At 54.9% G+C, this 22,185-nt stretch carries 20 protein-coding genes and 4 tRNA genes; all 24 read right to left on the reverse strand.

All coding sequences use genetic code 11. The features are described 5' to 3' along the window. Nucleotides 1–7 precede the first annotated feature (7 nt). The 24 genes from rplB to birA all read right to left on the reverse strand — a co-directional run bounded on the left by rplB (nucleotide 8) and on the right by birA (nucleotide 22,182). The gene (rplB, locus tag J7E41_RS04760; RefSeq protein WP_032884535.1) at nucleotides 8–832 is read right to left on the reverse strand and encodes a 50S ribosomal protein L2; all 825 of its coding nucleotides are present in this window, start codon (nucleotides 830–832) and stop codon (nucleotides 8–10) included. Between the two features lie 14 nt (nucleotides 833–846). Beyond that, the gene (gene rplW, locus J7E41_RS04765) at nucleotides 847–1,146 is read right to left on the reverse strand and encodes a 50S ribosomal protein L23 (RefSeq protein WP_002555488.1); all 300 of its coding nucleotides are present in this window, start codon (nucleotides 1,144–1,146) and stop codon (nucleotides 847–849) included. Next, the gene (rplD, locus tag J7E41_RS04770) at nucleotides 1,143–1,745 is read right to left on the reverse strand and encodes a 50S ribosomal protein L4 (RefSeq protein ID WP_003176424.1); all 603 of its coding nucleotides are present in this window, start codon (nucleotides 1,743–1,745) and stop codon (nucleotides 1,143–1,145) included. The genes rplW and rplD overlap by 4 nt, the downstream gene beginning before the upstream one ends. Before the next feature lie 12 nt (nucleotides 1,746–1,757). Next, complete coding sequence (gene rplC / locus J7E41_RS04775) at nucleotides 1,758–2,393, reverse strand: 50S ribosomal protein L3 (RefSeq protein WP_003186059.1); 636 nt, start codon at nucleotides 2,391–2,393, stop codon at nucleotides 1,758–1,760. A gap of 81 nt (nucleotides 2,394–2,474) precedes the next feature. Beyond that, entirely contained in the window at nucleotides 2,475–2,786 is a 312-nt protein-coding gene (gene rpsJ, locus J7E41_RS04780) for a 30S ribosomal protein S10 (RefSeq protein ID WP_003186070.1), read from the reverse strand. Nucleotides 2,787–2,927: 141 nt separating this feature from the next. Continuing rightward, a complete protein-coding gene (gene tuf, locus J7E41_RS04785; RefSeq protein ID WP_169356619.1) occupies nucleotides 2,928–4,121 on the reverse strand; it encodes an elongation factor Tu in 1,194 nt (397 codons plus the stop codon). Nucleotides 4,122–4,151: 30 nt separating this feature from the next. Then, nucleotides 4,152–6,257 (reverse strand): elongation factor G, encoded by a 2,106-nt coding sequence (fusA, locus tag J7E41_RS04790; RefSeq protein ID WP_124368530.1) that lies wholly within the window; start codon nucleotides 6,255–6,257, stop codon nucleotides 4,152–4,154. A gap of 30 nt (nucleotides 6,258–6,287) precedes the next feature. Continuing rightward, nucleotides 6,288–6,758: a 30S ribosomal protein S7 gene (gene rpsG, locus J7E41_RS04795; protein WP_002555493.1), complete on the reverse strand. Its 471-nt coding sequence runs from the start codon at nucleotides 6,756–6,758 to the stop codon at nucleotides 6,288–6,290. Between the two features lie 118 nt (nucleotides 6,759–6,876). Further along, nucleotides 6,877–7,248 (reverse strand): 30S ribosomal protein S12, encoded by a 372-nt coding sequence (rpsL, locus tag J7E41_RS04800; RefSeq protein WP_002555494.1) that lies wholly within the window; start codon nucleotides 7,246–7,248, stop codon nucleotides 6,877–6,879. 215 nt (nucleotides 7,249–7,463) lie between these two features. Then, a complete protein-coding gene (gene rpoC / locus J7E41_RS04805; protein WP_214990487.1) occupies nucleotides 7,464–11,663 on the reverse strand; it encodes a DNA-directed RNA polymerase subunit beta' in 4,200 nt (1,399 codons plus the stop codon). A 64-nt stretch (nucleotides 11,664–11,727) separates the two neighbouring features. Then, nucleotides 11,728–15,801, reverse strand: coding sequence for a DNA-directed RNA polymerase subunit beta (gene rpoB / locus J7E41_RS04810; RefSeq protein ID WP_155585073.1), 4,074 nt, complete (start codon nucleotides 15,799–15,801; stop codon nucleotides 11,728–11,730). A 220-nt stretch (nucleotides 15,802–16,021) separates the two neighbouring features. Further along, nucleotides 16,022–16,387, reverse strand: coding sequence for a 50S ribosomal protein L7/L12 (gene rplL, locus J7E41_RS04815; protein ID WP_155585072.1), 366 nt, complete (start codon nucleotides 16,385–16,387; stop codon nucleotides 16,022–16,024). A gap of 78 nt (nucleotides 16,388–16,465) precedes the next feature. Beyond that, nucleotides 16,466–16,966: a 50S ribosomal protein L10 gene (rplJ, locus tag J7E41_RS04820; protein WP_084379721.1), complete on the reverse strand. Its 501-nt coding sequence runs from the start codon at nucleotides 16,964–16,966 to the stop codon at nucleotides 16,466–16,468. 198 nt (nucleotides 16,967–17,164) lie between these two features. Then, nucleotides 17,165–17,860, reverse strand: a complete 696-nt coding sequence (rplA, locus tag J7E41_RS04825) for a 50S ribosomal protein L1 (protein ID WP_003176434.1) — start codon at nucleotides 17,858–17,860, stop codon at nucleotides 17,165–17,167. Continuing rightward, nucleotides 17,860–18,291 carry a 50S ribosomal protein L11 gene (gene rplK, locus J7E41_RS04830; RefSeq protein ID WP_003210097.1) on the reverse strand — a complete coding sequence of 144 codons (432 nt, stop codon included), beginning with the start codon at nucleotides 18,289–18,291 and terminating at the stop codon, nucleotides 17,860–17,862. Before rplK ends, rplA begins: the two co-directional genes overlap by 1 nt. A gap of 116 nt (nucleotides 18,292–18,407) precedes the next feature. After that, on the reverse strand, nucleotides 18,408–18,941 hold the full coding sequence (gene nusG, locus J7E41_RS04835) for a transcription termination/antitermination protein NusG (RefSeq protein WP_003176436.1): 534 nt from the start codon (nucleotides 18,939–18,941) through the stop codon (nucleotides 18,408–18,410). A gap of 9 nt (nucleotides 18,942–18,950) precedes the next feature. Then, a complete protein-coding gene (gene secE, locus J7E41_RS04840) occupies nucleotides 18,951–19,319 on the reverse strand; it encodes a preprotein translocase subunit SecE (protein WP_155585071.1) in 369 nt (122 codons plus the stop codon). Nucleotides 19,320–19,364: 45 nt separating this feature from the next. Beyond that, nucleotides 19,365–19,440: transfer RNA gene (locus J7E41_RS04845), tRNA-Trp, on the reverse strand. Between the two features lie 163 nt (nucleotides 19,441–19,603). Beyond that, nucleotides 19,604–19,679 (reverse strand) — tRNA-Thr (locus J7E41_RS04850). Nucleotides 19,680–19,705: 26 nt separating this feature from the next. Continuing rightward, nucleotides 19,706–19,779, reverse strand: a tRNA-Gly gene (locus tag J7E41_RS04855). Between the two features lie 23 nt (nucleotides 19,780–19,802). Beyond that, nucleotides 19,803–19,887, reverse strand: a tRNA-Tyr gene (locus tag J7E41_RS04860). 142 nt (nucleotides 19,888–20,029) lie between these two features. Next, nucleotides 20,030–20,476 carry a hypothetical protein gene (locus tag J7E41_RS04865; protein WP_214990489.1) on the reverse strand — a complete coding sequence of 149 codons (447 nt, stop codon included), beginning with the start codon at nucleotides 20,474–20,476 and terminating at the stop codon, nucleotides 20,030–20,032. 7 nt (nucleotides 20,477–20,483) lie between these two features. Further along, entirely contained in the window at nucleotides 20,484–21,233 is a 750-nt protein-coding gene (locus tag J7E41_RS04870) for a pantothenate kinase (RefSeq protein ID WP_214990491.1), read from the reverse strand. Further along, the gene (gene birA / locus J7E41_RS04875; RefSeq protein ID WP_214990517.1) at nucleotides 21,223–22,182 is read right to left on the reverse strand and encodes a bifunctional biotin--[acetyl-CoA-carboxylase] ligase/biotin operon repressor BirA; all 960 of its coding nucleotides are present in this window, start codon (nucleotides 22,180–22,182) and stop codon (nucleotides 21,223–21,225) included. Before birA ends, J7E41_RS04870 begins: the two co-directional genes overlap by 11 nt. Nucleotides 22,183–22,185: the final 3 nt, after the last annotated feature.

The following is a 22,185-nucleotide window of genomic DNA, read 5'->3' on the forward strand; positions in this document are numbered from 1 at the left end:
CCTCTATTTACTTGCGACGACGGACGATCATTTTGTCGGTACGCTTATTACCACGAGTCTTCGCGCCCTTAGTCGGGAAGCCCCATGGCGATACCGGATGACGACCACCAGAGGTACGACCTTCACCACCACCATGTGGGTGGTCAACCGGGTTCATGGCAACACCACGAACGGTTGGGCGAACGCCACGCCAGCGTTTGGCACCAGCTTTACCCAGCGAACGCAGGCTGTGCTCGGAGTTCGAGACTTCGCCCAAGGTCGCACGGCATTCAGCCAATACTTTACGCATCTCACCAGAGCGCAGACGCAGGGTCACGTAGACACCTTCACGAGCGATCAGCTGAGCCGAAGCACCAGCGGAACGAGCGATTTGCGCGCCTTTACCCGGCTTCAATTCGATGCCGTGTACGGTGCTACCAACTGGAATGTTGCGCAGTTGCAGAGCGTTGCCCGGCTTGATCGGCGCCAAAGCACCTGCGATCAGCTGGTCACCAGCACTCACGCCTTTAGGGGCGATGATGTAGCGACGCTCGCCATCTGCGTACAGCAGCAGAGCGATGTGAGCAGTACGGTTTGGATCGTATTCGATACGCTCGACAGTGGCAGTGATGCCATCTTTGTCGTTGCGACGGAAGTCGACCAGACGATAATGCTGCTTATGGCCACCACCGATGTGACGAGTGGTAATGCGACCATTGTTGTTACGACCACCAGTCTTCGATTTCTTCTCGAGCAGCGGTGCGTGAGGAGCGCCTTTATGCAGCTCCTGGTTGACCACCTTGACCACAAAACGGCGGCCAGGGGAAGTCGGTTTGCATTTAACGATTGCCATGATGCACCCCTTCCTTACTCAGCACTGCTGCTGAAATCGAGATCTTGGCCTGGCTGAAGGGAGATAACTGCCTTCTTCCAGTCATTACGCTTGCCCAGACCGCGAGCAGTGCGCTTGCTCTTACCCAGAACATTCAGGGTAGTAACACGCTCTACTTTCACGCTGAACAGGCTTTCGACGGCCTTCTTGATTTCCAGCTTGGTTGCGTCAGTTGCAACCTTGAAAACGAACTGGCCTTTCTTGTCAGCCAGAACCGTAGCCTTTTCGGAAACGTGCGGGCCAAGCAGAACTTTAAATACGCGTTCCTGGTTCATCCCAGCAGCTCCTCGAATTTCTTCACGGCCGACACGGTGATCAACACCTTGTCGTATGCGATCAGACTAACTGGATCGGAACCTTGCACGTCACGTACATCAACGTGTGGCAGGTTACGAGCAGCCAGGTACAGGTTCTGATCAACAGCTTCAGACACGATCAAAACATCGGTCAGGCTCATGTTGTTCAGTTTGCCCAGCAGATCTTTGGTTTTTGGACTTTCAACAGCGAAGTCCTGAACCACGACCAGACGATCAGTACGCACGAGTTCAGCAAGGATGGAGCGCAATGCAGCGCGGTACATCTTCTTGTTGAGCTTCTGCGAGTGATCCTGTGGACGAGCTGCGAAAGTGGTACCGCCGCCACGCCAGATTGGGCTACGGATAGTACCGGCACGAGCACGGCCAGTGCCTTTCTGACGCCATGGGCGCTTACCGCCACCACGAACGTCGGAACGGGTCTTTTGCTGCTTGCTACCTTGACGGCCGCCGGCCATGTAGGCCACGACTGCTTGGTGAACCAGCGTCTCGTTGAATTCGCCGCCAAATGTCAGTTCGGAAACTTCGATCGCTTGAGCGTCATTTACATTTAATTGCATGTCAGCTTCCCCTTAACCGCGAGCCTTGGCCGCTGGACGTACAACCAGGTTGCCGCCAGTAGCGCCAGGAACAGCACCCTTGACCAACAACAGATTGCGTTCAGCGTCGACGCGCACTACTTCGAGGGACTGCACGGTCACGCGCTCAGCGCCCATATGACCGGACATTTTTTTGCCCTTGAATACACGACCAGGAGTCTGGCACTGGCCAATAGAGCCCGGGACGCGGTGGGAGACGGAGTTACCGTGAGTGTTGTCTTGGCCACGGAAATTCCAACGCTTGATCGTACCCTGGAAGCCTTTACCTTTGGACTGACCGGTTACATCAACCAGTTGACCAGCAGCGAAGATTTCAGCGTTGATCAGATCGCCGGCCTGGTACTCGCCTTCTTCAAGGCGGAATTCCATTACGGTACGACCAGCTGCAACGTTTGCTTTTGCGAAGTGACCTGCTTGAGCAGCAGTCACGCGCGAAGCACGACGCTCGCCGACAGTGACTTGCACTGCACGATAGCCATCGGTCTCTTCAGTTTTGAACTGGGTGACGCGATTCGGTTCGATCTCAATGACCGTGACCGGAATGGAGACACCTTCTTCGGTGAAAATACGGGTCATACCGCATTTACGACCGACTACACCAATAGTCATGTTGTAAACCTCATGAGTGTACGGGGCTTTCACCCGCTATGGCCGCCCATTTCAGAGCGTTACACGACTAAGACCCAAGTCTTAGCCGAGGCTGATCTGTACTTCCACACCGGCCGCCAGATCAAGCTTCATAAGTGCATCAACGGTTTTATCCGTTGGCTGGACGATGTCCAGTACGCGCTTATGAGTACGGATCTCGTACTGGTCACGCGCGTCTTTGTTGACGTGCGGGGAGACCAGAACGGTGAACCGCTCTTTACGGGTAGGCAGTGGAATTGGACCACGCACTTGAGCACCAGTACGTTTCGCGGTTTCCACGATTTCCTGGGTGGATTGGTCGATCAGGCGATGGTCAAAAGCCTTCAACCTGATACGGATTTGCTGATTTTGCATTGGATTTCAGACTCCGGCTGCTATTCCCACCGGACGCAATGCGCCCGTTAAAAGGAGGCGCAATTCTATAGACGCCCCAGATAGGTGTCAACCCAATAAAAAAGCCCCCGCTAGGCGGAGGCTTTTTCAAGTCATCGCTTATTAAGCGATGATTTTGGCTACGACGCCAGCGCCGACGGTACGACCGCCTTCACGAATAGCGAAACGCAGACCATCTTCCATTGCGATGGTTTTGATCAGGGTGACAACCATTTTGATGTTGTCGCCTGGCATTACCATTTCAACGCCTTCCGGCAGTTCGCAGTTACCGGTCACGTCAGTGGTCCGGAAGTAGAACTGTGGACGGTAGCCTTTGAAGAACGGAGTATGACGGCCGCCTTCTTCTTTGCTCAACACATACACTTCAGCTTCGAAGGTAGTGTGCGGCTTGACCGAACCTGGCTTGACCAGAACCTGACCACGCTCAACGTCATCACGCTTGGTACCACGCAGCAGAACGCCGCAGTTCTCGCCCGCACGACCTTCGTCGAGCAGTTTACGGAACATTTCAACACCGGTGCAGGTGGTGACAGTAGTGTCACGCAGACCAACGATTTCCAGTGGATCCTGAACCTTGACGATACCGCGCTCGATACGACCAGTTACAACAGTACCGCGACCGGAGATCGAGAATACGTCTTCGATTGGCATCAGGAACGGCTTGTCGATAACACGGACCGGATCTGGAATGTAGCTGTCCAGAGTCTCAACCAGTTTACGAACGGACGTGGTGCCCATTTCGTTATCGTCTTTGCCTTCCAGAGCCATACGAGCAGAACCGATGATGATCGGAGTGTCGTCGCCTGGGAAGTCGTAAGTGCTCAGCAGATCGCGCACTTCCATCTCAACCAGTTCCAGCAGCTCAGCGTCGTCTACCAGGTCAGCCTTGTTCAGGTAAACCACGATGTACGGAACGCCAACCTGACGGGACAGCAGGATGTGCTCACGGGTTTGTGGCATAGGACCATCAGCGGCCGAACAAACCAGGATAGCGCCGTCCATCTGGGCAGCACCGGTGATCATGTTCTTCACATAGTCAGCGTGACCTGGGCAGTCAACGTGAGCGTAGTGACGGATCAGCGAGTTGTATTCAACGTGAGCGGTGTTGATGGTGATACCACGAGCTTTTTCTTCTGGCGCGCTGTCGATCTTGTCGAAGTCAACAACAGCCGAACCGAAAATCTCGGAGCAAACACGAGTCAGAGCAGCAGTCAGCGTAGTTTTACCATGGTCAACGTGACCGATAGTGCCAACGTTGACGTGCGGTAGGGAACGATCAAATTTTTCTTTAGCCACGACAATTAACTCCTTGCCTAAAGGACTGAATCAGCCTTGTTTTTTGGATACAGTTTCAGCGATATGCGCCGGAGCTGTGTTGTATTTTTTGAATTCCATAGAGTAGCTTGCGCGACCCTGAGACATGGAACGAACATCGGTCGCATAACCGAACATCTCGCCCAACGGAACCTCGGCACGAATTACTTTGCCGGAAACCGTATCTTCCATACCCAAGATCATGCCGCGACGACGGTTAAGGTCGCCCATCACGTCACCCATGTAGTCTTCAGGCGTAACGACTTCTACTGCCATGATCGGCTCAAGCAACTCACCACCGCCCTTCTGGGCCAGTTGCTTGGTAGCCATGGAAGCAGCCACCTTAAACGCCATCTCGTTGGAGTCGACGTCGTGGTAAGAACCGTCAAAAACGGTCGCCTTCAGGCCGATGAGCGGATAGCCGGCAACAACACCGTTCTTCATCTGCTCTTCGATACCCTTCTGGATAGCCGGGATGTATTCCTTAGGAACAACACCGCCCACTACTTCGTTCACGAATTGCAGACCTTCCTGACCTTCATCAGCAGGCGCAAAACGGATCCAGCAATGACCGAACTGGCCACGACCGCCGGATTGACGAACGAATTTGCCTTCGATTTCACAGCTCTTCGTGATGCGCTCACGATAGGAAACCTGAGGCTTACCGATGTTGGCTTCGACGTTGAACTCACGGCGCATCCGGTCAACCAGGATGTCCAGGTGAAGCTCGCCCATGCCGGAGATGATCGTTTGACCAGTCTCTTCATCAGTCTTGACGCGGAAAGATGGATCTTCCTGAGCAAGCTTGCCCAGAGCGATACCCATTTTTTCCTGGTCATCCTTGGTCTTAGGCTCAACGGCAACCGAAATAACCGGCTCCGGGAAGTCCATACGAACCAGGATGATTGGCTTGTCAGCGTTGCACAAAGTCTCACCAGTGGTGACATCCTTCATGCCGATCAAGGCCGCGATGTCACCAGCGCGTACTTCCTTGATTTCTTCACGGGCGTTTGCGTGCATTTGCACCATACGACCCACGCGCTCTTTCTTGCCTTTAACCGAGTTGATCACGCCGTCACCGGAGTTCAACACGCCCGAGTAAACGCGGACGAAGGTCAAGGTACCCACGAATGGGTCAGTGGCAATTTTAAATGCCAGAGCGGAGAACGGTTCTGCGTCGTCTGCATGACGCTCCAGCTCGATAGTCTCGTCATCCGGGTCAGTACCCTTGATGGCAGGAATATCAACTGGTGCCGGCAGGTAGTCGATCACAGCATCGAGAACCAGGGGGACGCCCTTGTTCTTGAACGAGGAACCGCAAACAGCCAAGACGATCTCACCAGCGATAGTACGCTGACGCAGAGCAGCCTTGATTTCCGCGTTGGTGAGTTCTTCACCTTCGAGGTACTTGTTCATCAGTTCTTCGTTGGCTTCAGCCGCAGCCTCAACCATGTTGTTGCGCCACTCGTCAGCCAGCTCCTGCAACTCTGCAGGGATAGGCTTACGAACAGGAACCATACCTTTGTCAGCATCATTCCAGTAAACAGCTTCCATGGTCAGCAGATCGATCTGCCCCTGGAAGTTGTCTTCGGAACCGATAGCCAACTGGATCGGCACTGGAGTGTGACCCAGACGCTGCTTGATCTGACCGATCACACGCAGGAAGTTCGCACCAGCACGATCCATCTTGTTTACATAAACAAGACGCGGAACACCGTACTTGTTGGCCTGACGCCATACGGTTTCCGACTGAGGCTCAACGCCCGAGGTACCGCAGAACACAACGACAGCGCCGTCGAGTACACGCAGGGAACGCTCAACTTCAATGGTGAAGTCTACGTGGCCCGGAGTATCGATTACGTTGAAGCGGTGTTCGTCTTTGTACTGCTTCTCGGAACCTTTCCAGAAGGCGGTAATAGCAGCAGAAGTAATGGTAATACCACGCTCCTGCTCCTGAACCATCCAGTCTGTGGTCGCGGCGCCGTCATGCACCTCGCCCATCTTGTGACTTTTGCCAGTGTAAAAAAGGACGCGCTCGGTGGTGGTGGTTTTACCAGCATCCACGTGAGCGACGATACCGATGTTACGGTAGCGACTAATCGGAGTAGTACGAGCCATAAAGCCCTCGCAAAATTAGTGAAGCTAGAATTAGAAGCGGTAGTGCGAGAAAGCTTTGTTAGCTTCAGCCATACGGTGCACGTCTTCACGCTTCTTAACAGCAGCACCTTTACCTTCAGCAGCGTCCAACAGTTCGCCAGCCAAACGCAGGGCCATAGACTTCTCGCCGCGCTTACGGGCGAAGTCTACCAACCAGCGCATTGCCAGAGCGTTACGACGGGACGGGCGAACTTCAACCGGAACCTGGTAAGTAGCACCGCCTACACGGCGCGACTTCACTTCGACCAGCGGAGCGATGGCGTCGAGAGCTTTCTCGAAGATTTCCAGGGGGTCGCTGTTCTTGCGTTCTTTAACCTTTTCCAGCGCGCCATAAACGATACGCTCGGCAACGGCTTTCTTACCGCTTTCCATTACGTGGTTCATGAACTTGGCCAGAATTTGGCTTCCGTATTTTGGATCGTCAAGCACTTCGCGCTTGGCTGCTACGCGTCTTCTTGGCATGGATAAGCCCTCAAACGGTCTTCAGGTTCGTTCGGAATCGGTGCCCTTTCGGGACGCCTCCGACCTTACTCTTATCGACTCAGAAAATAAGATGATTCAGTTTTACAAAAAGCCGCTACTACTTAGGCTTCTTGGTACCGTACTTCGAACGACCCTGGTTACGACCTTTAACGCCGGAAGTATCCAAGGAGCCGCGTACGGTGTGGTAACGAACACCTGGCAAGTCTTTTACACGACCGCCGCGGATCAGTACCACGCTGTGTTCTTGCAGGTTGTGGCCTTCACCGCCGATGTACGAGGAAACCTCGAAACCGTTGGTCAGACGCACACGGCATACTTTACGCAGTGCCGAGTTAGGTTTTTTCGGCGTAGTGGTATACACGCGAGTGCATACGCCACGACGTTGCGGGCAGTTCTGCAGCGCAGGTACGTCGGATTTCTCGACGATACGCTTACGCGGCTGACGTACCAGCTGGTTGATAGTTGCCATCTACTAGCTCCACTGTTGTCTTGCGACGCTATTGTCTTGCAAGAAAAGCAAAATGGCAGGAACGAATTCCCGCCAAATTTAGGGGTACAAGAGTCTAAAGAGGATCTTGCCCCCAGTCAAGGCAAGGCCCCGACTTCCCCTTCCGTCGAACCGGGACAAAACTGTCTCGATCCGACGAATGGGGCTGCCAGGGCCCAGTCTTATTATTACAGAACTCAGTTACCGCTTGAGTTCAACGCTTCGGTCAGTGCAGCTTCCACTTCACTGGCGCTTACGCGCAGCGGCTTGTCAAGTTCACGGCGGCGCTTACGCTCGCTGTGATAGGCCAAACCGGTACCGGCAGGGATCAGACGACCCACAACCACGTTTTCTTTCAGGCCGCGCAGATAATCACGCTTGCCGGTTACCGCTGCTTCGGTCAGTACGCGAGTGGTCTCCTGGAAGGAGGCCGCCGAGATGAACGACTCAGTGGACAACGACGCCTTGGTGATACCCAGCAGTACGCGAGTGAACTTGGAAACGAATTTCTCGTCGTTCGCCAGGCGTTCGTTCTCTACCAGTACATGAGTCAGTTCCATCTGGTCGCCCTTGATGAAACTGGAATCGCCGGATTCAGCGATTTCAACTTTACGCAACATCTGACGCAGGATGGTCTCGATGTGCTTATCGTTGATCTTCACGCCTTGCAGACGGTAAACGTCCTGGATCTCGTTAACGATGTACTTGGCCAGCGCACTCACACCCAGCAGACGCAGGATGTCGTGTGGATCGCTAGGGCCGTCGGAGATAACTTCGCCGCGGTTTACCTGTTCGCCTTCGAAGACGTTCAGGTGACGCCACTTCGGAATCAGCTCTTCGTACGGATCGCTTCCGTCGTTCGGGGTAATGACCAGACGGCGCTTGCCTTTGGTCTCTTTACCGAACGCGATGGTGCCGCTGACTTCAGCCAGAATCGACGCTTCTTTCGGACGACGAGCTTCGAACAAATCGGCAACACGCGGCAGACCACCGGTGATGTCACGGGTCTTCGAAGTTTCTTGCGGGATACGAGCGATAACATCACCGATCGCGATCTTCGCACCATCCGCAACACCGACCAGGGCGTTGGCTGGCAGGAAGTACTGAGCGATAACGTCAGTGCCTGGCAGCAACAGATCCTTGCCGTTGTCATCAACCATCTTCACAGCAGGACGGATATCTTTGCCTGCAGCTGGACGGTCTTTGGCGTCGAGTACTTCAATGTTGGTCATACCGGTCAATTCGTCAGTCTGACGCTTGATCGTGATGCCTTCTTCCATGCCCACGTAGGTCACGGTACCTTTCATTTCGGTAACGATTGGGTGAGTGTGCGGATCCCACTTGGCCACGATTGCGCCAGCGTCGACCTTGTCACCTTCTTTAACCGAAATCACAGCACCGTACGGCAGCTTGTAACGCTCACGCTCACGACCGTAGTCATCAGCGATTGCCAGCTCACCGGAACGAGATACAGCAACCAGGCAGCCATCCACTCGCTCAACGTGCTTCAGGTTGTGCAGACGGACGGTACCGCCATTCTTCACCTGAACGCTGTCGGCTGCGGAGGTCCGGCTTGCCGCACCACCGATGTGGAACGTACGCATGGTCAGCTGGGTACCCGGCTCACCGATGGACTGGGCAGCGATAACGCCGACCGCTTCACCGATGTTCACCTGGTGACCACGAGCCAAATCACGGCCGTAGCACTTGGCGCAGATGCCGTAGCGGGTTTCGCAGCTGATCGGCGAGCGAACAATCACTTCGTCGATGCTGTTGAGTTCGATGAACTCGACCCACTTCTCATCTACCAGGGTGCCGGCAGGAACGATAATTTCCTCGGTGCCTGGCTTGAATACGTCACGGGCGATGACTCGACCCAGTACGCGCTCACCCAATGGCTCTACAACGTCACCGCCTTCAATGTGCGGAGTCATCAGCAGACCATGCTCGGTGCCGCAGTCGATCTCGGTCACAACCAAGTCTTGTGCAACGTCTACCAGACGACGAGTCAGGTAACCGGAGTTAGCGGTTTTCAACGCGGTATCCGCCAGACCTTTACGAGCACCGTGAGTGGAGATGAAGTACTGAAGTACGCTCAAACCTTCACGGAAGTTCGCAGTAATCGGCGTTTCGATGATGGAACCGTCCGGCTTGGCCATCAGACCACGCATACCGGCGAGCTGACGGATCTGCGCAGCAGAACCCCGTGCGCCCGAGTCGGCCATCATGTACATCGAGTTGAAAGACTCTTGATCGACTTCGACGCCATGACGGTCGATGACTTTCTCTTTCGAGAGGTTGGCCATCATCGCCTTGGACACTTCGTCGTTGGCCTTGGACCAAAGGTCGATCACTTTGTTGTACTTCTCGCCCTGGGTTACCAGGCCGGAGGCGTACTGGCTCTCGATCTCTTTCACTTCGTCAGTGGCGGCACTGATGATGCGGGCTTTTTCATCCGGGATAACGAAGTCGTTAACACCGATGGAAACGCCGGAAATGGTCGAATAAGCAAAACCGGTGTACATCAACTGGTCAGCGAAGATAACGGTCTCTTTCAAACCAACCACGCGGTAGCACTGGTTGATCAGCTTGGAGATCGCCTTTTTCTTCATCGGCAAGTTGACGACGTCGTACGACAGACCTTTTGGCACAACCTGGTACAACAGCGCACGGCCGACAGTGGTGTCGACGATACGGGTGTTGCTCACGCTGCCGCCATCACGATCGTTGACGGTTTCGTTGATCCGCACTTTGACCTTGGCGTGCAGTGCGGCTTCGCCGGCACGGAACACACGGTCAACTTCCTGCAGATCCGCGAACACACGACCCTCGCCCTTGGCGTTGATCGCTTCACGAGTCATGTAGTACAGGCCCAATACAACGTCCTGCGAAGGAACGATGATTGGCTCACCGTTGGCTGGCGACAGAATGTTGTTGGTCGACATCATCAACGCACGCGCTTCCAACTGGGCTTCCAGTGTCAGCGGTACGTGCACGGCCATTTGGTCGCCGTCGAAGTCGGCGTTGTACGCAGCACAGACCAGAGGGTGCAGCTGGATAGCCTTACCTTCGATCAGTACCGGCTCAAACGCCTGGATACCCAGACGGTGAAGGGTCGGTGCACGGTTGAGGAGAACCGGGTGTTCACGGATCACTTCAGCGAGAACGTCCCAAACCTCTGGCAGTTCGCGCTCGACCATTTTCTTGGCAGCTTTGATGGTGGTCGCGAGACCACGCATTTCCAGCTTGCCGAAAATGAACGGTTTGAACAGCTCGAGAGCCATTTTCTTCGGCAGACCGCACTGGTGCAGACGCAGGGTCGGGCCTACGGTAATTACCGAACGACCGGAGTAGTCAACACGCTTACCGAGCAAGTTCTGACGGAAACGACCTTGCTTACCCTTGATCATGTCAGCCAAGGATTTCAGAGGACGCTTGTTCGAACCGGTGATGGCGCGGCCACGACGACCGTTGTCGAGCAAGGCGTCGACCGCTTCTTGCAACATACGCTTTTCGTTGCGCACGATGATGTCCGGAGCGGACAGGTCGAGCAGACGCTTCAAGCGGTTGTTACGGTTGATCACGCGACGGTACAGGTCGTTGAGATCGGAAGTCGCGAAGCGACCGCCATCCAACGGTACCAACGGACGCAGGTCTGGCGGCAGAACCGGCAGAACGGTCAGCACCATCCACTCTGGCAAGTTGCCGGAACCCTGGAAGGCTTCCATCAACTTCAGACGTTTGGACAGTTTCTTGATCTTGGTTTCGGAGTTGGTTTGCGGAATTTCTTCACGCAGACGGCCAATCTCGTGCTCCAGATCGATAGCGTGCAGCAGCTCGCGGACAGCTTCGGCACCCATGCGGGCATCAAAGTCGTCACCGAACTCTTCCAGCGCTTCGAAGTACTGCTCGTCGTTCAGCAGCTGACCCTTTTCAAGGGTGGTCATGCCTGGGTCGATAACGACATAGCTCTCGAAGTAGAGAACACGCTCGATATCACGCAGGGTCATGTCCATCAGCAAACCGATACGGGACGGCAGCGATTTCAGGAACCAGATGTGGGCAACCGGCGAAGCCAGTTCGATGTGCGCCATGCGCTCACGACGAACCTTGGCCAGTGCAACTTCAACGCCGCACTTCTCGCAGATCACACCGCGGTGCTTCAAGCGCTTGTACTTACCGCACAGGCACTCGTAATCCTTTACCGGGCCAAAGATCTTGGCGCAGAACAGGCCGTCACGCTCAGGTTTGAACGTACGGTAGTTGATGGTTTCCGGCTTTTTAACTTCACCGAACGACCACGAACGGATCATCTCAGGCGATGCCAACCCAATACGGATGGCGTCGAACTCTTCGACTTGACCCTGGTTTTTCAGCAAATTCAGTAGGTCTTTCAAGGCCTTTCCTCCTGGCGGAGCAGAGAGCGGGCTAAACAGCCCCGCTCTCGATTCGCGTCACGTGTTATTCGGTTTCCAGATCGATATCGATGCCGAGGGAACGAATTTCTTTGATCAACACGTTGAAGGACTCGGGCATGCCCGGCTCCATACGGTGATCGCCGTCCACGATGTTTTTGTACATCTTGGTACGGCCGTTCACATCGTCCGACTTCACTGTGAGCATTTCTTGCAGAGTGTATGCAGCACCGTATGCTTCCAGTGCCCAGACCTCCATCTCCCCGAAACGCTGACCACCGAACTGAGCCTTACCACCCAGCGGCTGCTGGGTAACCAGGCTGTACGAACCGGTAGAACGAGCGTGCATCTTGTCGTCTACCAAGTGGTTCAGCTTCAGCATGTACATGTAGCCAACAGTAACCGGGCGCTCAAACTTGTTGCCGGTACGGCCGTCGAACAGCTGCATCTGGCCGCTTTCTGGCAAGTCTGCCAGTTTCAGCATGGCCTTGATTTCGCTTTCCTTGGCACCGTCGAACACCGGGGTAGCCATTGGAACGCCGCCGCGCAGGTTCTTCGCCAGATCCAGGATTTCCTGGTCAGTGAAGGTGTCCAGCTCTTCGTTGCGACCGCCGATCTCGTTGTAGATCTCGTGCAAGAACTTACGCAGGTCAGCGACCTTGCGTTGCTCTTCGATCATACGATTGATCTTCTCGCCCAGACCTTTGGCTGCGAGGCCCAGGTGGGTTTCAAGGATCTGACCAACGTTCATACGCGAAGGTACGCCCAACGGGTTGAGGACGACGTCGACCGGGGTGCCATTGGCATCGTGCGGCATGTCTTCAACCGGCATGATCACGGAGACCACACCTTTGTTACCGTGACGACCGGCCATCTTGTCGCCCGGCTGGATGCGGCGACGGATTGCCAGGTAAACCTTGACGATTTTCAGCACGCCTGGAGCCAGGTCATCGCCCTGCTGCAGTTTGCGCTTCTTGTCTTCGAACTTGTCGTCCAGCAGACGGCGACGATCAACGATGTAGGCCTGAGCCTTCTCGAGCTGCTCGTTCAGAGCATCTTCAGCCATGCGCAGTTTGAACCACTGGCCGTGCTCAAGACCGTCGAGTACTTCGTCGGTGATGTCCTGACCTTTCTTCAGACCTGCGCCGCCTTCAGCCTTATGGCCTACCAGAGCGGAACGCAGACGTTCGAAGGTCGCGCCTTCAACGATACGGAACTCTTCGTTCAGGTCCTTGCGGATCTCGTCGAGTTGAGTCTTCTCGATGGACAGTGCGCGAGCATCACGCTCGACGCCATCACGGGTGAAGACCTGTACGTCGATGACAGTACCCTTGGTACCAGTAGGTACGCGCAGGGAAGTGTCTTTAACGTCGCTGGCTTTTTCACCGAAGATGGCACGCAACAGCTTCTCTTCCGGAGTCAGTTGGGTCTCGCCTTTCGGAGTGACCTTACCTACCAGGATGTCGCCTGCGCCAACTTCAGCACCTACGTAAACGATACCGGCTTCGTCCAGCTTGTTCAGTGCAGCTTCACCCACGTTCGGGATGTCTGCAGTGATTTCCTCTGGCCCAAGCTTGGTGTCACGCGCCACACAGGTCAGTTCCTGAATGTGGATCGTGGTGAAGCGATCTTCCTGAACTACACGCTCGGACAGGCAGATGGAGTCTTCGAAGTTGTAACCGTTCCAGGCCATGAACGCGATGCGCATGTTCTGACCCAGTGCCAGCTCACCCATATCGGTGGAAGGACCATCAGCCATAATGTCGCTGCGCTGAACCCGATCACCCTTGCTCACCAGCGGACGCTGGTTGATGCAGGTGTTCTGGTTGGAGCGGGTGTATTTGGTCAGGTTGTAGATATCGACACCGGCTTCGCCAGTTTCAACTTCGTCATCGGCAACACGAACCACAATACGGCTGGCATCAACGGAATCGATCACGCCGCCACGACGAGCCACAACGCAAACGCCGGAGTCACGAGCTACGTTACGCTCCATGCCAGTACCTACCAGCGGCTTGTCAGCGCGCAGAGTCGGTACAGCTTGACGCTGCATGTTGGAACCCATCAACGCACGGTTGGCGTCATCGTGCTCCAGGAACGGGATCAGCGACGCTGCAACCGAAACTACCTGCTTCGGCGATACGTCCATCAAGGTGACGTCTTCCGGCGCCTTGACGGTGAACTCGTTCAAGTGACGAACAGCAACCAGCTCGTCGATCAGCATTTTCTTGTCGTTCATCGTGGCCGAGGCCTGAGCGATCACGTGATCAGCTTCTTCGATGGCAGACAGGAACACGATCTCGTCGGTGACCAGAGCGTCTTTCACCACACGGTACGGGCTCTCGAGGAAGCCGTACTGATTGGTGCGCGCATAAGCGGCCAAGGAGTTGATCAGACCGATGTTCGGACCTTCCGGCGTTTCAATCGGACATACACGACCGTAGTGAGTCGGGTGTACGTCACGCACTTCAAAGCCTGCACGCTCACGAGTCAAACCGCCCGGGCCCAGTGCAGAAACACGGCGCTTGTGGGTGATCTCGGAGAGCGGGTTGTTCTGGTCCATGAACTGCGAGAGCTGGCTGGAACCGAAGAACTCTTTCACCGCCGCAGCCACTGGCTTGGCGTTGATCAGGTCTTGCGGCATCAGGCCTTCGCTTTCAGCCATCGACAGACGCTCTTTGACCGCACGCTCAACACGTACCAGGCCAACGCGGAACTGGTTCTCGGCCATTTCGCCTACGCAGCGAACACGACGGTTACCCAGGTGGTCGATGTCATCGACGATGCCTTTACCGTTACGAATGTCGACCAGAGTCTTCAGGACCGCAACGATGTCTTCCTTGCACAACACGCCCGAACCTTCGATTTCGGTACGACCGATACGACGGTTGAACTTCATCCGGCCGACCGCAGACAGGTCATAGCGCTCAGGACTGAAGAACAGGTTGTTGAACAGGGTCTCGGCAGCGTCTTTGGTTGGCGGCTCGCCAGGACGCATCATGCGATAGATCTCGACCAGCGCTTCCAATTGGTTGCTGGTGGAATCGATCTTCAGAGTGTCGGAGACGAACGGACCGCAGTCGATGTCGTTGGTGTACAGGGTCTCGATGCGAACAACCTGGGACTTGGCAATTTTTGCCAGGATTTCGGTGTTCAGCTCGGTGTTGCATTCAGCCAGGATTTCGCCGGTGGCCGGGTGCACGATGACCTTGGCAGTGGTGCGGCCCAGAACATAGTCCAGAGGCACATCCAGCGTCTTGATGCCGGCTTTTTCGATCTGGTTGATGTGGCGCGCGGTAATACGGCGGCCCGCTTCAACGATGACCTTGCCTTTTTCGTCCTGGATGTCCAGAACCGCAATCTCACCACGCAGGCGCTGAGGCACCAGTTCCAGGCTGAGGGTTTCGCCGCTCAGGTGGAAAACGTTAGTGGTGTAGAAGGCATCCAGTACTTGCTCGGTGGTATAGCCGAGCGCGCGCAGCAGTACCGACGCCGGCAGCTTGCGACGACGGTCGATACGCACGAACACGCAGTCTTTCGGGTCGAACTCGAAGTCCAACCACGAACCGCGGTACGGAATGATCCGCGCGGAGTACAGGAGCTTGCCGGAGCTGTGCGTCTTGCCGCGGTCGTGGTCGAAGAACACGCCCGGGGAACGGTGCAGCTGGGAAACGATAACACGCTCGGTACCGTTGATAACGAAGGTACCGTTCTCAGTCATCAGGGGAATTTCACCCATGTAGACTTCTTGCTCTTTGATGTCCTTGATCGCTTTGTTCGACGATTCTTTGTCGAAAATGATCAGACGGACTTTTACCCGCAAAGGTACGGCGTACGTAACACCGCGCAACACGCATTCTTTGACATCAAATGCCGGTTCGCCCAGGCGATAACCGACGTACTCCAGCGCAGCATTGCCGGAGTAGCTGATGATCGGGAAAACGGATTTGAAGGCCGCATGCAGGCCCACGTCGCGGAACTGATCTTTGGTCGCTCCCGCCTGCAAGAATTCACGATACGAATCCAGCTGGATAGCCAGAAGGTACGGGACATCCATGACGTCCGGCAACTTGCTAAAGTCCTTGCGGATACGTTTTTTCTCAGTATATGAGTAAGCCATCAGCGTTCCCCAGCTTGGTCACCTGCTTGTTTGGCCCCTCCCGACGGGAGCAGCCAGAAAATCTCGCAAACCCCATGGTTTGCACCACCGCATCGGGTGGCTACAGCGCGTTAATGGCGGCGACCGAGTCGACAGCCAAGAACGGAAAAAGGCCGGTGGCAAGAGCCACCAGCCATCAGCCTTCAGCTTAACGCTTGGGCTGGAGACGCAAGGTCGATGCTTACTTCAGCTCGACTTTAGCGCCTGCTTCTTCCAGCACTGCTTTGGCTTTGTCAGCGGCGTCTTTCGACACTGCTTCCAGAACCTGGGCAGGGGCGCCGTCAACTACAGCCTTGGCTTCTTTCAAGCCCAGACCGGTCAGTTCACGTACTGCCTTGATCACGTTTACTTTCTTCTCGCCAGCTTCCAGCAGCATGACGTTGAATTCGGTTTGCTCTTCAGCAACAGCAGCAACAGCGGCTGGGCCGGCGGAAGCAGCGGCAGCGGAAACACCGAATTTTTCTTCGAAAGCTTTGATCAGCTCAACAACCTGCAGAACCGACATTTCAGCTACGGCGTTGAGGATATCGTCTTGGGAGATAGACATTGCTGTAATTCCTGAATTGGGGGACGGCCTACGCGGCCATCGAAATAAACAAAAATACGCGAGAGAAAATGCTCAGCCTTAGGCTGCGGCAGCTTCTTTTTGCTCGCGAACTGCGGCCAGAGTACGAGCCAACTTGCTGGTAGCGCCTTGAATCACGCTCATCAGCTGAGAAATAGCTTCGTTACGGGTCGGCAGTGTTGCCAGTACGTCGATTTGGTTAGCTGCGAGGAACTTGCCCTCGAACGCAGCTGCCTTGATCTCGAACTTATCCTGACCCTTGGCGAACTCTTTGAACAAACGGGCAGCAGCGCCAGGATGTTCGTTGGAGAATGCAACCAGGGTCGGGCCAGTGAACACGTCGTTGAGCACATCATATTGAGTGCCAGCAACGGCGCGCTTGAGCAGGGTGTTACGTACAACACGTACGTATACGCCAGCTTCACGAGCCTCTTTACGGAGTCCGGTCATAGCGCCTACTGTCACACCACGGGCATCAGCCACGACAGCGGACAGAGCAGCTTTGGCAGCCTCGTTGACTTCAGCGACGATGGCCTTCTTGTCTTCGAGATTAATTGCCACGGGTTTAACTCCTGCTTGTTACCGTTTCATCCAGCCGAAGCCGGATGTCGTTTTGGTGTCTGATTCGGTAAGGAACCGGGAGCACCATCTGCGTAGGCTTGAGGTTTAAGGCTTGCGCCGCCTACGGTCTTGGATAGCCCCCGCCAGGCAGGGACCCCAATCTTTCAATTGGCGCAATTACGTGCGCCAATTTGTGTCTTATACGTCCAGCGAGCCTTGGTCGATGACCAGACCTGGGCCCATAGTGGTGCTCAGGGTAACGCGCTTGACGTAGATACCTTTCGAGGAAGCAGGCTTGATACGCTTCAGATCAGCGATCAGGGCTTCAACGTTTTCCTTCAGCTTGACGGCATCGAAGCCGACTTTGCCAACGGAGGTGTGAATGATGCCGTTTTTGTCGGTGCGATAACGAACCTGACCAGCCTTGGCGTTTTTAACCGCGGTAGCTACGTCTGGAGTTACGGTGCCGACTTTCGGGTTAGGCATCAGACCACGTGGACCGAGGATCTGACCCAACTGACCTACAACGCGCATTGCATCCGGGGAAGCAATAACGACGTCATAGTTCAGGTCGCCGCCTTTCATTTCGGCAGCCAGGTCATCCATGCCAACGCGATCAGCGCCGGCGGCCAAAGCAGCTTCAGCTGCCGGGCCTTGGGTGAAGACAGCAACACGTACAGTCTTGCCAGTACCGTGTGGCAGCACAGTAGCGCTACGAACGACCTGGTCGGATTTACGTGGGTCAACACCCAGGTTTACAGCAACGTCAACAGACTCGCTGAACTTGACAGTCGACAGCTCGGTCAGCAGAGCAGCAGCGTCTACAAAATTGTAGGACTTGCCCGCTTCGATTTTGCCGGCGATAGCCTTTTGGCGCTTGGTCAGCTTAGCCATTACACACCCTCCACGTTAAGGCCCATGCTACGAGCAGAACCGGCGATGGTACGCACGGCTGCATCCATATCAGCTGCAGTCAGATCCGCGTTTTTGGTTTTCGCGATTTCTTCCAGCTGAGCACGAGTTACGGTGCCAACCTTAACGGTGTTCGGACGAGCGGAACCGCTAGTCAGACCAGCAGCTTTCTTCAGCAAAACCGAAGCCGGGGTCGACTTGGTTTCGAATGTGAAGCTACGGTCGCTGTATACAGTGATGATCACTGGAGTCGGCAGACCTGGCTCAATACCCTGAGTACGGGCGTTGAAGGCCTTGCAGAATTCCATGATGTTCACGCCGTGCTGACCCAGAGCTGGACCGACGGGTGGGCTTGGGTTGGCCTGAGCGGCCTTCACTTGCAGCTTGATGTAAGCGGTAATCTTCTTGGCCATGAGGCACTCCAATTACGGGTTCGAACGCCTCGAAAGGCTCCCCGGTTACTTGCGCGTTTATCCCAGTGACGACAAAACCCCACAGCCTAGGCTGCGGGGTTGGGATGCTTGCTCAGCTAGACTTTTTCGACCTGGCTGAACTCTAGCTCTACCGGAGTAGAGCGACCGAAAATAAGCACTGCCACTTGGATCCGGCTCTTTTCGTAGTTAACTTCTTCGACCGTGCCATTAAAATCGGCGAACGGACCGTCGGTGACACGAACAACCTCACCCGGCTCGAACAACGTCTTCGGCTTGGGCTTGTCACTACCATCAGCAACACGACGCAGAATTGCTTCCGCCTCTTTGTCCGTGATTGGCGCAGGCTTATCAGCGGTACCGCCAATGAAACCCATGACGCGAGGAGTGTCCTTGACCAAGTGCCAAGTACCCTCATTCATGTCCATCTGAACCAGCACATAGCCAGGGAAGAACTTGCGCTCGCTTTTGCGTTTCTGGCCATTACGCATTTCCACCACTTCTTCAGTGGGGACCAGAATTTCGCCGAAGCCATCTTCCATGCCTGCCAGCTTTACGCGCTCTAGCAAAGAGCGCATGACGTGCTTCTCGTAACCCGAGTAAGCATGCACAACGTACCAACGCTTAGCCACGGGACACCCTTAGCCAACAATCAAGGAAACAAGCCAGCCGAGCAGGGAATCAAGACCCCACAGCAGCAACGCCATAACCAGAACAACAGCCACCACAATCAACGTGGTCTGCGTGGTTTCTTGGCGAGTCGGCCAAACGACTTTACGTATCTCGGTGCGAGCTTCCTTTACCAGGACCGCAAACGACTTGCCTTTAGCGGTCTGAAGGCCAACAAAGGCAGCAACAGCAGCAAGGGCGAGCAATGCGAGGACGCGGTACAGGATCGGCGACGCAGAGTAGTACTGGTTTCCGACAACGCCTACAACCACAATAGCGACTACTACAAGCCACTTGAGCAGATCGAAGCGAGAGCCTTGAACTTCAGCCTTAGGAGTCATCTATGAAGATCCTGTGAAAAGAAAGCCAGACACACCAAGTGAATCTGGCAGGTCAGGAGGGAATCGAACCCCCAACCTACGGTTTTGGAGACCGTCGCTCTGCCAATTGAGCTACTGACCTAAAACAAAATCAGGCCGACAATTATGCCGATCTGAAAAAGACTTTACAACAACAAACCCCAGAAGACCTGAAACCTATCCAAATCAAACCGTGATAGAAAGCAGCATCAATCAAAGGCAGCCATTAAAACAAAGGCAGATATTTTCATATCTGCCTTGTTATATGGAGCTCTTGAGCGGATTTGAACCGCTGACCTCACCCTTACCAAGGGTGTGCTCTACCAACTGAGCTACAAGAGCAAAACAACCTGCACAACCTGCAAACTTGGAGCGGGTAGCGGGAATCGAACCCGCATCATCAGCTTGGAAGGCTGAGGTTCTACCACTAAACTATACCCGCAGAGCTTGCAGCTCACGCTAAAATGGTGGAGGGGGAAGGATTCGAACCTTCGAAGTCGTAGACGTCAGATTTACAGTCTGATCCCTTTGGCCGCTCGGGAACCCCTCCTAAGCGAGCCGGCATTCTATATCATGCCAGCCTTCTGTCAAGCATTTTCTCATTAAAAACCTGAGGTTAGCTGCGTTGACCTTCACTTCGCGTTGCCGACCTCGGAGGTCTTCGCTGCGAAGCGGGCGCCATTCTATGCAAACTATTCGACAGTTGCAATGCCTTCGCACAGCATTATTTTATGTTTTAACTCATTGAATTCCTTGGCAAGGTTTTCAAAGGGCAGATCATCAGCCAAGCGCCGGCTTTCAGGTGCGACCCGCAGCCAATATCCATTGGCGCCGGGAAGGCTTAGTGATTGCAACTTGACCTTGATATCCAGACTCGTAAGCCGCTGCTCTACTGACTGAGCCTCCCTCAGGTCGGTAAAGCCACCGATATAAAGACAAGTATTTTGCGCCTCAGGGGCTTTCGCCCTCTCCCGTCGCACCATCGCATCAGCCGACTCGCTCAACAAGCGAATATCCTGCTGCGAGTCGCGATACAAGGCCAATGGCGTCACATCCTTGGCTCGCAACGGAGCCTCTTGCTGATGCCAGACGTAATAGAACGCATTGAGGACCAACAACAGCAAAAACAGCCAACGCATAAAAACCTCAAGACAAGGGACACGCCATCGCCAAACCGATAAAAACCAGATCCGGAACAAGCCGCGCACCAGGCACAGCGTCAGAGATCAGCCCGGCATCTCCACCCGTAAGAAACACCGAGAAATCACTCCCCCAGTAACTTCGCGCCAACTCGAGCTGAGTCAAAACGAACCCTCTCAACATCAGCGTACACCCACGCTCAACCGCTTCTACGGTCGTACGACCAGGTACCAAGCACTCCAAAGCGCGCTCGGCAGAAACATCGTCGTAACGGATCTTCCGCGTGTGCGTACGCAGCTGGTTACGCATTAACGGCATACCAGGGCAAATAAAGCCCCCCAGATGCTCACCATCAGCAGCAATGAAGTCAGCAGTTGCTGCCGTACCAAAATCGAGTATCAAGCAAGCCCCCGATGCCAGTTGAAAGCCCCCCAGCATCGCCAACCAACGATCAAGCCCCAGGCGCTCGAAATCCTCGTAGCCATTGCGCACCCCGGCCATCTGACGGGAGGAGGCAGCGCAGGCCACGGTAATACCAAAGGTGCCAACAAGCGCCGCCACCAACTGGCTCGTCTCCTCTGAGGCCCGCACACTCACCAAACGGCAATGCTTCAAGGTAAGTCTCGTAAGCGCCAATAGACTATCGATCAACGCAACATCAGAGCCAACGACTCCCTCCGCGAAAACGTGCGCCTTACCCAACTCAAGCACTCGCCACTTGATAAAGCTATTCCCACAGTCGAGCTCAAGAATCATCACGCAACCTCAGGCTTAGCTCACCACCGCTGTATGTTTTTTCGACGCCGTCCACACTCAAACGTAACGCACCCTGCCCATCGATACCCAACACCACGCCATCAATCTGATTAACACCAGCAATCAGCGATACCGGCTTGCCCTGCCAAAGATGACTCTGCTCCCACTCCGCCTGAATAGCAGAGAAACCCGATGCCTGATGACGATCAAGATAGGCTTTCAACTGCATCCCTATACGCGCAACCAAGTAATTACGATCAACAGCACGCCCCGTCTCTAACTGGACCGAAGTCCACTGCTGATCAACCTCCACCGTCTTTTGCATATTCACGTTAATCCCGATACCAAGGACAACGTGACAAACATCTGCGGGATCACCAACCAACTCCAGCAGGATCCCAGCGATTTTTTTTTGCCCCACCAATACGTCGTTTGGCCATTTCAAGCCAACACCCCTCACACCGACCTCTCGCAAGGCCTGCATGACCGCGAGCCCGACAACCAGGCTAAGGCCTTCCAACTGCCTCAACCCCCCGTCGATTCTCAGCACAAGGCTGTAATAGACATTTTGAGCGAAGGGGCTAACCCACTTGCGACCTCTCCTACCTCTGCCGGCGGTCTGCCGTTCCGAAAGAACAAGAAATGGAGCAACTCGCCCGCCCTCGACAAGACGTAATGCCTCTGCGTTGGTGGAGTCAATTGAATCGGAAATATAGACAGGCCAAGCAGGAGTCGGAGCATTTGCCGAAATGTCATCAGCACTCAGCAACACCAAGGGCGCAGCCAACTGATATCCCCGGCCACGAACTTTATGTATGGGCAGACTCAACTCCGCCTCAAGATGCTGAAGCTGTTTCCATACAGCACTGCGACTGACTCCCAGGGCCGCACCCAGCGCCTCCCCAGAATGGAACCGACCATCTTTTAGAAGTCTCAACAACGTCAGCATGCA

Origin of the sequence: Pseudomonas fluorescens (genome assembly GCF_018614655.1) — a bacterium.
GTDB classification, from domain to species: Bacteria; Pseudomonadota; Gammaproteobacteria; order Pseudomonadales; family Pseudomonadaceae; genus Aquipseudomonas; species Aquipseudomonas fluorescens_BX.

What these genes read in the sequence shown, in the direction of transcription:
- rplB (WP_032884535.1), bottom strand. Translation starts at nt 832, where the DNA reads ATGGCAATCGTTAAATGCAAACCGACTTCCCCTGGCCGCCGTTTTGTG.
- rplW (WP_002555488.1), bottom strand. Translation starts at nt 1,146, where the DNA reads ATGAACCAGGAACGCGTATTTAAAGTTCTGCTTGGCCCGCACGTTTCC.
- rplD (WP_003176424.1), bottom strand. Translation starts at nt 1,745, where the DNA reads ATGCAATTAAATGTAAATGACGCTCAAGCGATCGAAGTTTCCGAACTG.
- rplC (WP_003186059.1), bottom strand. Translation starts at nt 2,393, where the DNA reads ATGACTATTGGTGTAGTCGGTCGTAAATGCGGTATGACCCGTATTTTC.
- rpsJ (WP_003186070.1), bottom strand. Translation starts at nt 2,786, where the DNA reads ATGCAAAATCAGCAAATCCGTATCAGGTTGAAGGCTTTTGACCATCGC.
- fusA (WP_124368530.1), bottom strand. Translation starts at nt 6,257, where the DNA reads ATGGCTCGTACTACTCCGATTAGTCGCTACCGTAACATCGGTATCGTC.
- rpsG (WP_002555493.1), bottom strand. Translation starts at nt 6,758, where the DNA reads ATGCCAAGAAGACGCGTAGCAGCCAAGCGCGAAGTGCTTGACGATCCA.
- rpsL (WP_002555494.1), bottom strand. Translation starts at nt 7,248, where the DNA reads ATGGCAACTATCAACCAGCTGGTACGTCAGCCGCGTAAGCGTATCGTC.
- rpoB (WP_155585073.1), bottom strand. Translation starts at nt 15,801, where the DNA reads ATGGCTTACTCATATACTGAGAAAAAACGTATCCGCAAGGACTTTAGC.
- rplL (WP_155585072.1), bottom strand. Translation starts at nt 16,387, where the DNA reads ATGTCTATCTCCCAAGACGATATCCTCAACGCCGTAGCTGAAATGTCG.
- rplA (WP_003176434.1), bottom strand. Translation starts at nt 17,860, where the DNA reads ATGGCTAAGCTGACCAAGCGCCAAAAGGCTATCGCCGGCAAAATCGAA.
- rplK (WP_003210097.1), bottom strand. Translation starts at nt 18,291, where the DNA reads ATGGCCAAGAAGATTACCGCTTACATCAAGCTGCAAGTGAAGGCCGCT.
- secE (WP_155585071.1), bottom strand. Translation starts at nt 19,319, where the DNA reads ATGACTCCTAAGGCTGAAGTTCAAGGCTCTCGCTTCGATCTGCTCAAG.
- J7E41_RS04865 (WP_214990489.1), bottom strand. Translation starts at nt 20,476, where the DNA reads ATGCGTTGGCTGTTTTTGCTGTTGTTGGTCCTCAATGCGTTCTATTAC.
- J7E41_RS04870 (WP_214990491.1), bottom strand. Translation starts at nt 21,233, where the DNA reads ATGATTCTTGAGCTCGACTGTGGGAATAGCTTTATCAAGTGGCGAGTG.
- birA (WP_214990517.1), bottom strand. Translation starts at nt 22,182, where the DNA reads ATGCTGACGTTGTTGAGACTTCTAAAAGATGGTCGGTTCCATTCTGGG.